The 12,337-nt window shown below is 40.8% G+C and carries 18 protein-coding genes; 2 read left to right on the top strand and 16 right to left on the bottom strand.

Features of this window, described 5'->3' with window-relative positions:
* Positions 1-41: 41 nt before the first annotated feature.
* The 7 genes from IGI84_RS04415 to IGI84_RS04385 form a co-directional block, all read right to left on the bottom strand.
* Positions 42-692 carry an NAD(P)H-binding protein gene (locus IGI84_RS04415; RefSeq protein WP_077454239.1) on the bottom strand — a complete coding sequence of 217 codons (651 nt, stop codon included), beginning with the start codon at positions 690-692 and terminating at the stop codon, positions 42-44.
* A gap of 135 nt (positions 693-827) precedes the next feature.
* Positions 828-1,253 carry an Rrf2 family transcriptional regulator gene (locus tag IGI84_RS04410; protein WP_077454240.1) on the bottom strand — a complete coding sequence of 142 codons (426 nt, stop codon included), beginning with the start codon at positions 1,251-1,253 and terminating at the stop codon, positions 828-830.
* A 192-nt stretch (positions 1,254-1,445) separates the two neighbouring features.
* A complete protein-coding gene (locus IGI84_RS04405; RefSeq protein ID WP_096742382.1) occupies positions 1,446-1,850 on the bottom strand; it encodes a VOC family protein in 405 nt (134 codons plus the stop codon).
* Between the two features lie 268 nt (positions 1,851-2,118).
* Positions 2,119-2,670: a helix-turn-helix domain-containing protein gene (locus IGI84_RS04400; protein WP_430600829.1), complete on the bottom strand. Its 552-nt coding sequence runs from the start codon at positions 2,668-2,670 to the stop codon at positions 2,119-2,121.
* Positions 2,634-2,888 carry a hypothetical protein gene (locus IGI84_RS04395; protein ID WP_430600827.1) on the bottom strand — a complete coding sequence of 85 codons (255 nt, stop codon included), beginning with the start codon at positions 2,886-2,888 and terminating at the stop codon, positions 2,634-2,636. Before IGI84_RS04395 ends, IGI84_RS04400 begins: the two co-directional genes overlap by 37 nt.
* A 50-nt stretch (positions 2,889-2,938) precedes the next feature.
* On the bottom strand, positions 2,939-3,952 hold the full coding sequence (adhP, locus tag IGI84_RS04390) for an alcohol dehydrogenase AdhP (RefSeq protein WP_077454243.1): 1,014 nt from the start codon (positions 3,950-3,952) through the stop codon (positions 2,939-2,941).
* A gap of 344 nt (positions 3,953-4,296) precedes the next feature.
* Positions 4,297-4,713, bottom strand: coding sequence for a hypothetical protein (locus IGI84_RS04385; RefSeq protein ID WP_430600825.1), 417 nt, complete (start codon positions 4,711-4,713; stop codon positions 4,297-4,299).
* Positions 4,714-5,257: 544 nt separating this feature from the next.
* Here IGI84_RS04385 and IGI84_RS04380 point away from each other — a divergent pair.
* Positions 5,258-6,310, top strand: a complete 1,053-nt coding sequence (locus tag IGI84_RS04380; RefSeq protein WP_430600823.1) for a zinc-binding dehydrogenase — start codon at positions 5,258-5,260, stop codon at positions 6,308-6,310.
* A 230-nt stretch (positions 6,311-6,540) separates the two neighbouring features.
* Here the strand turns inward: IGI84_RS04380 and rplS are convergent, their stop codons facing one another.
* The 7 genes from rplS to rpsP form a co-directional block, all read right to left on the bottom strand.
* Positions 6,541-6,888 (bottom strand): 50S ribosomal protein L19, encoded by a 348-nt coding sequence (rplS, locus tag IGI84_RS04375; protein WP_002357176.1) that lies wholly within the window; start codon positions 6,886-6,888, stop codon positions 6,541-6,543.
* Positions 6,889-7,054: 166 nt separating this feature from the next.
* The gene (trmD, locus tag IGI84_RS04370; protein ID WP_074536035.1) at positions 7,055-7,801 is read right to left on the bottom strand and encodes a tRNA (guanosine(37)-N1)-methyltransferase TrmD; all 747 of its coding nucleotides are present in this window, start codon (positions 7,799-7,801) and stop codon (positions 7,055-7,057) included.
* Positions 7,791-8,315, bottom strand: coding sequence for a ribosome maturation factor RimM (gene rimM, locus IGI84_RS04365; RefSeq protein WP_005228921.1), 525 nt, complete (start codon positions 8,313-8,315; stop codon positions 7,791-7,793). The genes trmD and rimM overlap by 11 nt, the downstream gene beginning before the upstream one ends.
* 155 nt (positions 8,316-8,470) lie before the next feature.
* The gene (locus IGI84_RS04360) at positions 8,471-9,295 is read right to left on the bottom strand and encodes a hypothetical protein (protein WP_430600821.1); all 825 of its coding nucleotides are present in this window, start codon (positions 9,293-9,295) and stop codon (positions 8,471-8,473) included.
* A gap of 87 nt (positions 9,296-9,382) precedes the next feature.
* Positions 9,383-9,640, bottom strand: coding sequence for a hypothetical protein (locus tag IGI84_RS04355; protein WP_005228919.1), 258 nt, complete (start codon positions 9,638-9,640; stop codon positions 9,383-9,385).
* A 112-nt stretch (positions 9,641-9,752) separates the two neighbouring features.
* Complete coding sequence (locus tag IGI84_RS04350) at positions 9,753-9,998, bottom strand: KH domain-containing protein (RefSeq protein ID WP_005228918.1); 246 nt, start codon at positions 9,996-9,998, stop codon at positions 9,753-9,755.
* Positions 9,999-10,009: 11 nt separating this feature from the next.
* The gene (gene rpsP / locus IGI84_RS04345; protein ID WP_005228917.1) at positions 10,010-10,285 is read right to left on the bottom strand and encodes a 30S ribosomal protein S16; all 276 of its coding nucleotides are present in this window, start codon (positions 10,283-10,285) and stop codon (positions 10,010-10,012) included.
* A 254-nt stretch (positions 10,286-10,539) separates the two neighbouring features.
* Here rpsP and IGI84_RS04340 point away from each other — a divergent pair, with 254 nt between their 5' ends.
* The gene (locus IGI84_RS04340; protein WP_220427103.1) at positions 10,540-11,091 is read left to right on the top strand and encodes an NAD(P)H-dependent oxidoreductase; all 552 of its coding nucleotides are present in this window, start codon (positions 10,540-10,542) and stop codon (positions 11,089-11,091) included.
* An 82-nt stretch (positions 11,092-11,173) separates the two neighbouring features.
* On the opposite strand, the gene IGI84_RS04335 is transcribed toward IGI84_RS04340, so the two are convergent.
* Together IGI84_RS04335 and IGI84_RS04330 are read right to left on the bottom strand one after the other, a co-directional pair.
* On the bottom strand, positions 11,174-11,707 hold the full coding sequence (locus IGI84_RS04335) for a dihydrofolate reductase family protein (protein ID WP_081118434.1): 534 nt from the start codon (positions 11,705-11,707) through the stop codon (positions 11,174-11,176).
* 13 nt (positions 11,708-11,720) lie between these two features.
* Positions 11,721-12,290, bottom strand: coding sequence for a DNA-3-methyladenine glycosylase I (locus IGI84_RS04330; RefSeq protein ID WP_430600819.1), 570 nt, complete (start codon positions 12,288-12,290; stop codon positions 11,721-11,723).
* Between the last annotated feature and the right edge of the window lie 47 nt (positions 12,291-12,337).

Here is a 12,337-nt window from a genome sequence, read left to right as displayed (position 1 = left end):
ATCTCGATCGATTGGGTTCTCCTTCTCAATCATCTGCTGAACTACTCTGCATCAATCACAGTAAAACGAGTATTTTCATGTCGCACTGTTTCGATTTCATCAAGGATTGCTTTGGCTAACGTACCACTGGATGTTACTGATTCCTTTTGGTCATTGAATAGCAAGTGATCTTTCCCTAAAATCGCTGGTTTAGCTGGTCCTTCTTGAAAGACGTTCCCAGGAGAAATCCCCACCCAAGGGACATTTTTGACGGTTTCTAAAAAGAGGTATTCGTCTAGCTGATTTTCTGGAATCGCAATCCAGCTTTCACTTCCTGGGGCTTTTTTTAATTCGGTAAGATTGCGTTCGCCCGCTTCGTTGAACAGGCTGCCAGCTCCTAAAATGAAGAACAAGCGTGTGTTCTTTTCTCGAAACAGGTGCACTAATTTTGCTGCCAAATCCACATGCAAGTACGCTTGGTCAGGACTTGTCGCAAACGCATCGACCAATACGTCAAACCCGTCGAGGTCTCCTTCTGTTAACGAAAAAGCATCTTTTGTAAGTGTTTTGACTGTATCACCAAATTGTTCTTTGGCTTTAGCTTCATTTCTAACGATAGCAGTCACCTCATGTCCTCGCTGTACTGCTTCTTGATAAATAGCTGAACCTGCATTTCCTGTTGCGCCAATAACACCGATTTTCATGATAATCATCCTTCCTCATCTTTTGTTTGACTAAAAAAGTTGTTACTAAACAAGTTACAACTAGAGTATAAAAGAAACTTTCTTTCCTGTCAAGAAATTGCTTAGCAGGTGAAAGTTCTTTTTACTGTGTTGTGTCCGTTCAATCTACTGTTTGGCTTCTCCTCGAATGCCTTCAATGATTGATTGCAGCGAGATGGCACTCATCTCCTGCTCGATTTTCTTTTGCAGCACATCATAGGTTTCTTCTAATACCGTTTGAATATTCCCCCCAATTAAGCAGTTGGGGTTGGTTTTTTTGTCTGCATGTAAAAGATGGTGATCTTTTTCAACACTCGCATAAATGTCTAACAAAGAAATCTCATTTGGTTCCTTCGTTAGTTTAGGGTTTGGTTTTCCTCTTTGGCTTTCGATCAATCCAGCAACCCGTAAATCACTCATAATCCGGCGAACATAAGCAGGATTCGTTTCAACGCTCTGGGCGATCCGATCACTTGATAAATCAGTTCCTTTAAAGAGGTGGATGTAAGCGAGGATGTGAATGGCGTCGCTGTATTTGGTTGAATATTTCACTTCGTCTCCACTCCTTTTTCTTGTATCATACCTCTTTTTTAGCATTTAGACAAAGGGGACTGATCAATCTTGCAAAACTCAAGAATCCCGTCAAAAAAAAACAGCCCTCAAAAAGTTAGCACAAAAGCCTAACTTCTTGAAGGAACTGCATACTGAACCACTTTTTTACTTTTTATTTAAACGATCACTTTGCTAATAGCCATTCATCCACGCTGATTCAAGCTGATTACCGTCGGGATCAACGATTTCATAGCCGACCATCATGTCCTCTGGAATCCCCATATCAACTTGGAACGACTGTCCACCATTTTCTTCAGCGATTTTTGCAAAATTCTTCGCTTCTTCTGGAGTATCGAAGCTAAACGCAATCAATGCACCACTTGTGTTCTTCGTATCCGCAATACGTCTGCCATTCAGAAACTGTTGATAAAACTCATGTTCTAACAACATCACCCAAATCGATTCACTCCAAACCATCCCGCTGCTAGTCTCGTTTGAGAACTCTTCATTTTTGACAAATCCCAACGCTTCATAAAAGGAGGTTGCACGTTTGATATCAGTGACAGGCAAATTTATAAACACCATTTTGTTCGCCATTTTCTTGCCTCTTTTCTTTGATAAGCTGCATTAACGAATCCGCTCTCATTATACCACCTATCAGTTGATTCACAAAAACATCAAACCTTATCATTTGCTCTTGGTTTCTATCAGCTCATCCAAAAATGTTTTTTTAAGTAAAAAAAGGTCTTTGCATGCAAGACCTTTTTGCTTTTCTTACCTATGAAAAAGTACCCAAATACGCATCGCATAGAAGCCATTTTTTCGCTGATCAATTCAACGCAAGCTACTCTACTTTTTTTAATACTCAAAACTCAAGTCTTGAATCGATCACGGTAGCTTTCCCACGATAAATTTTTCGATACTCTTTGGGCGTATAACTAGTTGCTTTTTTAAATTTCTTACTAAAATAATTTGGATCATTGAATCCCACTCTGACAGAGATTTCATTGATTGATCGATCACTTGTTGAGAGTTCTTTTTTGGCAACTTCAATACGATAAATCATCAAGTACAATGAAAAGGTCATTCCTAAGGTATTCTTGATCAAACGGCTGGTGTGATACCGGCTTAAATGCAGGTGATCTGCTAAAGTGTCTAACGTAATATGTTCTCTATAATTTTCATGAATATAGCGCAATATCTTATGTCTTAAAGAAAGCGAAGGAGAAGCTTCATTGTTTTTCTCGACGTGCAGTAAGGAAATCTGATTGATGGATTGAATCCCCCGGTCTAATGCATAAACAAAATCATTGGTGATCGGTTCCACTAAATAATCGATCAAGCCGTAACGCAACGCTTTTTGAGCGATAGCAAAGCTTTCTACTGCAGAATACAAAATTGCTTTTGCATTCGGCAAAAAGAGAGCAATTCTTTGTATAATTCAAAACAGTCTCCTTCGCCATCCGCATTGATCACTGCAATTTCAACCGTTTGCTCAAGACATGTTCGCTGAAGCGCTTTTTTCGAATCAACCGTCGGAAGTAAGATGACATTTGGGAAATGACGATCGATCAAACGAATCATATCATTAACTGCTCCTCGCTCATTGCTGTCAATGATCAATAAATTACACACGAATTTTTCTCCTTCGTTTAAAATTTATCTGTTGGTATTTCTCTTTCCATTTATTTTTCTTGAAAATCTATGACCATCCGCCCTTTGATTTGGCCAGAGAGCATTTCATCAAAAATATCATTGATCTCTTCTAACTGACGCATAACAACTTTAGGAACGACTTTTCCTTCAGCTGCAAATTGGAAAGCCTCTGCTAAATCAGTTCGTGTTCCGACAAGAGAGCCAACAATCTTAATACCGTCCAATACAAGCCGCGGAATGTTCAAGTCCATGCTTTCTGGTGGAAGACCGACTGCTACAATCGTACCGCCCGCACGAACGGCATCGACAGCAGAGTTGAAGGCTGCTTTTGAAACAGCAGTTACAACAGCTGCATGTGCGCCACCGGTTGCTTCTTGAATGACTTTCGCTGCATCTTCTTTCGCAGGATTGATCACAAGGTCAGCGCCGTGATCTTTTGCAAAGTCCAACTGCTTGTCGTTGATGTCGATCCCAATCACTTTTGCATTGAAGACATTTTTTGCATATTGCAAGGCTAAGTTTCCTAATCCGCCTAAACCATAGATGGCGATCCATTGACCTGGTTTAATATCAGAAACTTTCACCGCTTTATATGTCGTTACGCCTGCACAAGTAATGCTACTGGCTTCAGCAGAACCTAAGTCCTCAGGTACCTTCACTGCATAGTCAGCTACAACGATACACTCTTCAGCCATACCACCATCTACAGAATAGCCGGCATTTCTAACAGAACGACATAATGACTCATTCCCGTTCACACAGTATTCACATGATCCACAGCTTTCATACAACCAAGCAACACTTGCACGGTCACCAATTGCTAGAGAAGTAACATCATCACCGATCGCAACGACTTTACCGATTCCCTCGTGACCAAGTACGATTCCAGATGCATCGCCAAAGTCGCCATCTTTTACATGCAAGTCAGTGTGGCAGACACCGCAACACTCCATTTCTAATAATGCTTCATTCGGACGAAGCGCTCTCAATTCTTTTTCTTCGATTTTTACAACCTTATCTTTTGATACTACAGCTGCTTTCACAAAGACACCTCTTTCAATTCGTTTAAATAAAGAACTTCCTTTTATTTGTGAAGTAATTAACTAACGCATAGAGGTCAGTAATAGCTAGATAAAAGAAAGTTCTCTATCGAGAAGATTACCATAGAAATCATCGAAAAAAGGGGAATATATTGCTTTTTTCTGTAATCATTTATTAGAAAAAAATAATGAAATAATTCAAGTTTTTTTCTTTAATACCGAATTAGATAAAAGATAAAGACAAAAAAACGAGAGAAATCACCGATGTAAATAACGTTTCTATAATTAGAAATATCAAGAGAGACTTCCGCTATCATGTAAACTTTTTTAAATCATTCCCTATCCTTCTATTTTTTTATCAAGTCGATGATTTGGGATTTATTTTCTTTCAGGCGCTGAATGTCATATTGGTATTTAGCAAGATGTCCCTCGTCAATGTTTTTCTGAAAATTCCCATTCCCTTCTTCTCCTTTTCTACTCATAAAAGCAACTAGTGCACAAAGGCGGTCGATCAAACAATCGACAATCTGTACTCTGTCATTATTGGACAGCCGATAAGTATCCACAAAAAGTTTCAATCGATGGCATTGTGTTTCACTCAGACGACTGTTGCCATCAAAATACAAGGGTACCCAGCGGTACGCAGCATAAGAAACATCCCATAACCTGCTTCCTGGCCTTACTGTGTCAAAATCAAAAAGCCCAAAAGGCTCCCCAACTACGATCGGCACATAATACGGAAAAACATAGTAATCAATCAGCAACTACCTAATCACTCAAAATGAACTTCTATAGCCTAAATGTGTAGTGAACGTTTAATTAAAATCTCCGTTTATTGCCTCTTTGCCTTTTTTATAAAAAACTGCTGATCAGTAACAGTTGTTGAGAGGGAAATAAACTTGAATCTGAAGAAAGTATTCTGTCTTCGCAAAACTTTAGACGATCATTTCATGGTATCCTCTGCTAGATAAGCTAAAATCATTTATGAAAAAAGTTACTCTGACGTACATGTAATTTTTGTTGCGCCAAATGAAGCATTGAGGGAAGTTGGATAGAAGTTTCAGAAACGGCAGGCGGTTTGAATGACAAACCGTCTCCAGGCGTCATTTGCGCATGCTCCACTTGAAACATCGTAAGAAACGGCTAACGAATAGAAATAATTATTTTTGTTAGCACTACGTTTGCTCTTGAAGGAAAACCTGAATGGAATTTTTTAGAGAACGTCATTTCTTGATGTGCCTTTTTCTTGACCTAAAGTTAACTTTAACATTTATACTAACAATACTAACTTAAGAAAGAAGGATTTATATGAGAGCAGCAATTTTTGAAAAAGCAGGATTAGTTAAAGTGGAAGAAGTAAAAAAGCCAACTTTACAAGCAGCCGATGATGTTATTATTAAAGTTGTCCGAGCATGTGTTTGCGGTTCTGATCTTTGGTCGTATGCCCATGGCGATAGTAAAGAACCTCATTCAGTTAATGATGGTCATGAGGCATTAGGCATCGTTGAAGAAATCGGTCCAGACATTACGACTGTGAAACTTGGAGATTTTGTCATCGTCCCCTTCACCCATGGTTGTGGTGAATGTGATGCTTGCCGTGCCGGCTTTGATGGCACATGCGACCGTCATCAAGGTACAACGAATTGGTCTAACGGTTTCCAATCTGAGTATATTAACTTCCATTACGGCAACTGGGCCCTTGTAAAAGTTCCAGGTCAGCCAGCTGATTATACGGAAGGTATGATCAAGTCTCTTTTAACTTTGGCAGATGTTATGCCCACAGGATATCATGCGGCACGTTGTGCACATGTAGAAAAAGGGGATAAAGTCGTCGTGATTGGCGATGGTGCCGTAGGACAATGTGCTGTCATCGCGGCAAAAATGCGTGGGGCTTCCCAAATTATTTTAATGAGCCGTCATAAAGATCGACAAGAAATGGCTCTTCAATCAGGTGCTACAGCTGTTGTGGCTGAGCGTGGTGAAGAGGGAATCGCGAAGGTACGCGAGATCCTTGGCGGAGGCGCGGATGCTGCTCTTGAATGTGTTGGTACAGAAGCTGCCATTACACAAGCCCTTGGTGTATTGCATAATGGTGGTCGTGTAGGTTATGTCGGCGTCCCTCACTATGACAATCGACCAATCGGTTCCACTTTTGCTCAAAACATTTCCATTGCGGGAGGATCTGCATCGGTCACAACATATGATAAGGAAATCCTGTTAAAAGCGGTGCTTGATGGTACTATCAATCCAGGCCGCGTTTTCACCCAAACCTATGATTTAGATGATATCAACCAAGCCTATGCCGATATGCAGGAACGAAAAACGATCAAATCTATGGTTGTTGTTTCAAGGGATGAATAGACAAAGCTAATTAAAAAAAGCTCGTCCTAACAATGGACAGCCTCTCGATAGACAAAGTACTATAACCAGTACTTTGTCTTTTTATCTATGAAGAAAGAAAACACTGTAACAGCCTACCCTTTTTCCCACAATTAATCAATTCTAGAACTTTAAAATGATAGAACATAACGCCAAACAAAAGAAAAAAGCCCTTGAAATCAAGGGCTTTTGCTTCATCTGATAATAAATGATTAACGACGAATTTCTTTGATACGAGCTGCTTTTCCGTGTAATGCACGCAAGTAGTACAATTTTGCACGACGTACTTTACCGTAACGAACAACTTCGATTTGTGCAACACGTGGTGTGTGCAATGGGAAGGTACGTTCAACACCTACACCGTTTGATACTTTACGAACTGTATAAGTTTCGCTGATACCAGCACCGCGGCGTTTGATGACAACACCTTCAAATAACTGAATACGTTCGCGAGTTCCTTCGACAACTTTCGCGTGAACGCGAACAGTGTCCCCAGGACGGAAAGCTGGGATGTCAGTACGTAATTGTTCTTGAGTTAGTTCTTGAATCAATGGATTCATGTTTATCATTCTCCTTATTCCCAAACATTCTTAAAGCATGAAAGCTCCAGCGGAACATCGTAATAGTTGAGTTTACACTCACTGAAATATCTTACCACAGTCGACCACAGGCTGTAAAGAGAATTTTCTTGTCATAGCGCAGAATATCAAAAAAACTGGCACTATTTTAGTTGCCAGTCTTCGCTTCGTCTTCAATTTCTTTTAAAAGCTTCTGCATTTCAGCGGTCAGCGGATAAGTTTCCAGCATATCTGGACGTCGCTGATACGTTCGGCGCAATGATTCTTTTAATTGCCACTGCTCGATCAGTTTATGATTGCCATTCATCAAAACTTCCGGCACTTTCATGCCTTTGAACTCTGCCGGGCGTGTATATTGCGGATGCTCTAATAAACCAGTGGAATGAGAATCAGTTTGTGCGGAGGTTTGATTGCCCAAAACTTCTGGTAATAGCCTGACCGTCGCATCGATCATGACCATTGCCCCCAATTCGCCGCCAGTCAAGACGTAATCCCCCAGTGACACTTCATCAGTGACCAATGAACGGATTCGTTCATCATAGCCTTCATAGTGACCGCAAATAAAAACAAGGTGCTCTTCGGTAGAGAATTCTTCCGCCATCTTTTGATCAAAGGGTTTTCCCGCTGGGTCTAATAGGATCACCCGCTTTTTCGTTTCTGGTGTTGCTTCTTCGATCGCTTTGATATTGTCATAGACAGGTTGGACTTTTAATAACATTCCTGCTCCGCCACCATAAGGATAGTCATCCACTGTTTGATGTTTGTTGTCAGAATAATCACGGAAATTAGAGACGTTGATTTCTAACAGTTCCTTTTCCCGTGCTTTGCCGATGATCGACTCTCCTAGAGGCCCTTCAAACATTCGTGGAAATAGTGTCAGCACATCAATTCTCATCGTCTAACAACCCTTCTGGGATTTCCACAGTGACCTGACCATTTTCAAGATCGATCGTGTGGACAACCGACTCGATATAAGGAATCAAGGCATCCTTCTTCCCTTTTCGCTGTACCACCCAAACATCATTGGCGCCTGGTGAAAGGATCTCTTTGACTTTACCAATGACTGTGCCATCCTCTTCGACGACTTCCAGACCAATAATTTCATGGTAGTAAAACTCATTTTCTGCTAGATCCACCAAATCATCCTTGGTAACTTTTAAAATGCCGTTACGAAACGGTTCAACGTCGTTGATGTTGGGATAGCCCTCAAACGTTAACAAATCAAAATTTTTATGTTTGCGATGACCTGAAACGATCAATGGTAATGGCTCTTTATTTTCACGAAAAAGTGTCAATTCAGCCCCTTTACGGTAGCGTTCTTCTGGAAAATCCGTTTGCGATATCACTCGTACTTCTCCACGGATCCCATGTGTATTGACGATTTTCCCTACGTTTAAATATTCTGTCACGTTCGTTCCCCATTTCTTCTAACTTCTGTTCTATTTTAGCATAGCAAAGTACTGAATTCTAGCCGTTTCCTAGCGCCCCCTGTTTTCCTCAAAATCATCGCGCGAAAAACGCCCCTTCGACGCTTGATCAAAGGGGCATTGTCCTAATATAAGCTTTATTGATTCATAGAAACGGCCATTTTCAATGCCGAACGTGCATCTTGATGTTGCACCGTTCGAAGGGTCTTTTCTTGTTGCCAGACCACGGTAGTTGCTGTATGGTCATTTTTTCCCATATCGATGGTGATTTGACCGACCTCAGGCGCTGGGAGCATAGCTTCTTCCAGATACGCCACCACTTCTTTGGCAACCGGCACAGGATCTTGTTCTTCTTGGTTGACTGCTCGAACAGTCAATGACCAATTTCCTTCTTGCCAGCTCAAATAACTGGAGCCAGCAGCTCCTTGCATATGCCCAGTAATCCCATATCCGAGATCAACGGCTTGTCCGCCATCATCAGCTGTTACATTGACCGCTGCGGCAGCTTCATCCGCTGATTGATACTCTTTTGATTGAAAAGCAGCAATCGGTGTTTCCTCGTTCAAAGCCTTGTCATTGAGAGGCAACTGCTGATCAAGTCCATAATAAAGAATTGAGGCATCGGCTTGACTGCCAGTTGTGGCTGCATTCAACACTTTACCTGAAGCAAGTGGAATGTCCTTGGGCAAGACAAGATCAGGGAATACCGCTTGTATTTGAGCGTAGATATCTGCAGTACTATTCGTGTTTGAAGAATCCCTAGAAGCCGTCTGACTAGAAGACGTACTTGATTGACTGGTTTCTGATTGACTACTTGCTTGCGTTTGGGTACTTTCCACCATACTCGTCGCTGTTGTTTCGGCACTACTGGCTTGACTTGTTTCTGGTTCCTGTTGATTATTGCAGCCAGCTAAGGCGCCCATCGTCAGCAGCGTAACGAGTAATCCTAGTTCTTTTTTCATGATGTTCCCCTCCTTATACAAAGGATACCCCTCAATAAAAAAAATGACAAACAAGTCAGATTGTCTGTCATTTTTTTTGTTGATTTTTTAAAGATTTGTCACCCAATTTTGCAGTGATTGAAAGCCATCCTTGATCCATTGCCAAACTTGATTGGCGATCGTCGATAGGTCGCCCCAACGAAAGTTTTGTGTCCATTGGTTCAATTGCGTCATGATCTCCTCACGATAGACCCAAATTAAAAAGAGCAACAACAAGATCCCTAGCGTTCGCCAAAGAAAAGAACCAATTTTATAAATAAATACGAGAATCAAAAGAACGACGATCCATGCGATTAGTTGAGACATACAAGCACCTCCTCCTTTTGATTATCTCAAAACCACCTTTTTTTGTCCTCCATCTTAAGCATGAATTTTACAAAAAAAGCATTCCTCAAAGAGAAATGCTTTTCATTCTTGCTTATTTACCATCAATGATATTCAAACGAACTTTCTTTGGTCCATTTGTCCGTACACTGTAAACGATCGTTCGAATTGCTTTGGCAACCCGACCTTGTTTACCGATGATACGACCAATATCTTCTGGTGCCACAGTAAGATTATATTCCAAGAAATCATCTGACTCTACCAGCTCAAGCTTGATATCCTCAGGTTTGGTAACAAGTGGTGAAACGATCGTTAAGACTAATTCTTGCAAATCTTTCATCCAAAGTCACCTTATTTCTTAGTGAATTTTGCTTCGTGGTGTTTTTTCATAACGCCTTCTTTAGAAAGGATGTTACGAACTGTATCTGAAGGTTGCGCACCTTTAGATAACCAATCAAGAACTAGATCTTCTTTGATTGTTACTTCAGCTGGGTCTAGTAAAGGATTGTAAGTACCAACTGTTTCGATGAAACGTCCGTCACGAGGAGAACGTGAATCTGCTACGACGATACGGTAAAAAGGTTTCTTTTTAGAACCCATGCGTTTTAAACGAATTTTTACTGCCATTATTTACACCTCCATTGATTTAATCACAAGAGCTAGTTTAACAGGTTTTTCTGGTGGTGTAAAGAGTTTTTTCTTTACAGCTAAAAAAAGTTTCTTCTTTCTTATTTTCTGAGCATGGTTATCTTTTGCCAGAATGGATCAGGACGCGTATCATTAGTGATAGAGAAACTTTTTAAAGTCAAATCGTTTTATTTGCACCATTCACTTACTTTTGGTAAGCTAAAAGAGTAGAAAACAACAAGGAGGAATTTTACATGACAAAAAAAATTGGTTTTATCGTCGGCAGTTTACGGGAAGGTTCATTTAATAAACTTGTAGCGAAAAAATTCGCATCATTATTACCAGAAGGTTTTGAAGCATCTTTCATTGAGATCGGCAATTTGCCATTTTACAATGAAGATTTGGAAGTTGAAGGAAAAGTTCCTGCTGAATGGACAGCATTTCGTGAAGTATTAAGTGCCGTTGATGGTGTCTTCTTCTTTACACCAGAATACAATCGCTCTGTTCCTGCAGCGTTGAAAAATGCTTTGGATGTCGGTTCTCGTCCTTATGGTGCTAGCAGCTGGGGTGGTAAACCAGCATTGGTTGTCAGCGTTTCTCCAGGAGCGATCGCTGGATTTGGTGCGAACCATCACTTGCGTCAATCATTAGTCTTTTTGGATATGCCTACTCTGCAACAACCAGAAGCCTATATCGGTGGAATCACCAACTTGATTGATGAAAACAACGAAATCAATCCAGATACAGTAAGCTTCTTTGAAACGATCATTGCAAAATATATTGAACTCTTTCAACGATTCAACTAATCCATGAATCTGTATCAAAAGACCAAGGAACTCAGCGTTGAGTTTCTTGGTCTTTTTTGCGTAGAAAAATAGTTTGTATTTTTTACTCGCTTGCTTGCTCAGCTTTTCGAACATAATGAAGTTCCGTCAGTTCCCCCATCTGTTTTGTTTCAACAAACGTCAAGCGCCTCGCGTAATCCCCCGCTTCAAACAGTGGCTTGCCCTCTCCTAAAAGCACCGGCGCGATTTGAATAAACCATTCATCGATCAGATCCGCTTCTAGTAAGGGTTTTAATAAGGAACCCCCACCCACTACCCATACGTTTTTCTCTTGTTTCAATGCTGAAACAAATGCAACTGGATCCGATGCCACTAGGGTTGCATCCGGCAGCGGTTCTTTTCGGGTATGGGAAAAAACATAATTTGTCGTTTCAGGATACAACGGTCCCTCATCCATCAGTTTTTTCGCTTCTTGATAGGTTTTTCTTCCCATCACGGTCGTGTCGATAGTCGCAAAAAATGCTTCATAGGTCGTTGCAACACCGGTATCGGTTTGAAACAGCCAGTCCAGTTGATCCTCTAGCCCTGCTAAATAGCCATCTAGGCTGATTGCACCATAAAATATCACTTTTCCCATTAATCTCACTCCTTTATTTTACGATTGCTTCTGACCTTCGACAAACACAAGTGACTAAGTGATCGTTGACCATACCAACCGCTTCCATAAAGGCGTAAATAGTTGTCGTTCCGACAAATTTAAAGCCTCGCTTTTTCAAGTCTTTTGCTAGCTGATCGGAGATTTCCGAATGGGTCGGTACATCGGATTGCTGCTGAAATTCATTGATGATCGGCTCATGATTGACATATCGCCATAAGAATGCGGAGAAACTGCCGTATTCTTGCTGGATTTTTAAAACTTCTTGGGCATTGATGATCGCTGCTTCAATCTTTCGTCGATTGCGAATGATTCCTGGATTCATCATCAGCTCTTCCACTTTTTCTACCGTATAGTTCGCTACTTTGGTGATTTCAAACTGATCATATGCTGCATCAAAATTTGCCATTTTATTTAAAATCGTTTGCCAGCTCAATCCTGCTTGATTCATATCTAACACCAGTTTTCGAAATAACTGCTGATCCTCATACTCAGGTTTTCCCCAGACCGAATCATGATACTCTTGCATTGCTGGCGTACTGTTGGCCCACTCACATCGCTTCATTGTTCTCATCAGCTCCTTTTTGCTTATTTTATCATAAAAGACTTTAC

The organism is Enterococcus sp. DIV0008, from assembly GCF_050542615.1.
Taxonomy (GTDB): domain Bacteria; phylum Bacillota; class Bacilli; order Lactobacillales; family Enterococcaceae; genus Enterococcus_D; species Enterococcus_D innesii.
This window is presented reverse-complemented; position numbering and strand designations above follow the sequence as displayed.

Coding starts and splice junctions, on each gene's coding strand:
- IGI84_RS04415 (WP_077454239.1), bottom strand. CDS start 692: ATGATTATCATGAAAATCGGTGTTATTGGCGCAACAGGAAATGCAGGT.
- IGI84_RS04405 (WP_096742382.1), bottom strand. CDS start 1,850: ATGGCGAACAAAATGGTGTTTATAAATTTGCCTGTCACTGATATCAAA.
- IGI84_RS04380 (WP_430600823.1), top strand. CDS start 5,258: ATGAGAGCAGCAATTTTTGAAAAAGCAGGATTAGTTAAAGTGGAAGAA.
- rplS (WP_002357176.1), bottom strand. CDS start 6,888: ATGAATCCATTGATTCAAGAACTAACTCAAGAACAATTACGTACTGAC.
- trmD (WP_074536035.1), bottom strand. CDS start 7,801: ATGAGAATTGATGTGCTGACACTATTTCCACGAATGTTTGAAGGGCCT.
- IGI84_RS04360 (WP_430600821.1), bottom strand. CDS start 9,295: ATGAAAAAAGAACTAGGATTACTCGTTACGCTGCTGACGATGGGCGCC.
- IGI84_RS04355 (WP_005228919.1), bottom strand. CDS start 9,640: ATGTCTCAACTAATCGCATGGATCGTCGTTCTTTTGATTCTCGTATTT.
- IGI84_RS04350 (WP_005228918.1), bottom strand. CDS start 9,998: ATGAAAGATTTGCAAGAATTAGTCTTAACGATCGTTTCACCACTTGTT.
- rpsP (WP_005228917.1), bottom strand. CDS start 10,285: ATGGCAGTAAAAATTCGTTTAAAACGCATGGGTTCTAAAAAGAAACCT.
- IGI84_RS04340 (WP_220427103.1), top strand. CDS start 10,540: ATGACAAAAAAAATTGGTTTTATCGTCGGCAGTTTACGGGAAGGTTCA.
- IGI84_RS04335 (WP_081118434.1), bottom strand. CDS start 11,707: ATGGGAAAAGTGATATTTTATGGTGCAATCAGCCTAGATGGCTATTTA.
- IGI84_RS04330 (WP_430600819.1), bottom strand. CDS start 12,290: ATGAAGCGATGTGAGTGGGCCAACAGTACGCCAGCAATGCAAGAGTAT.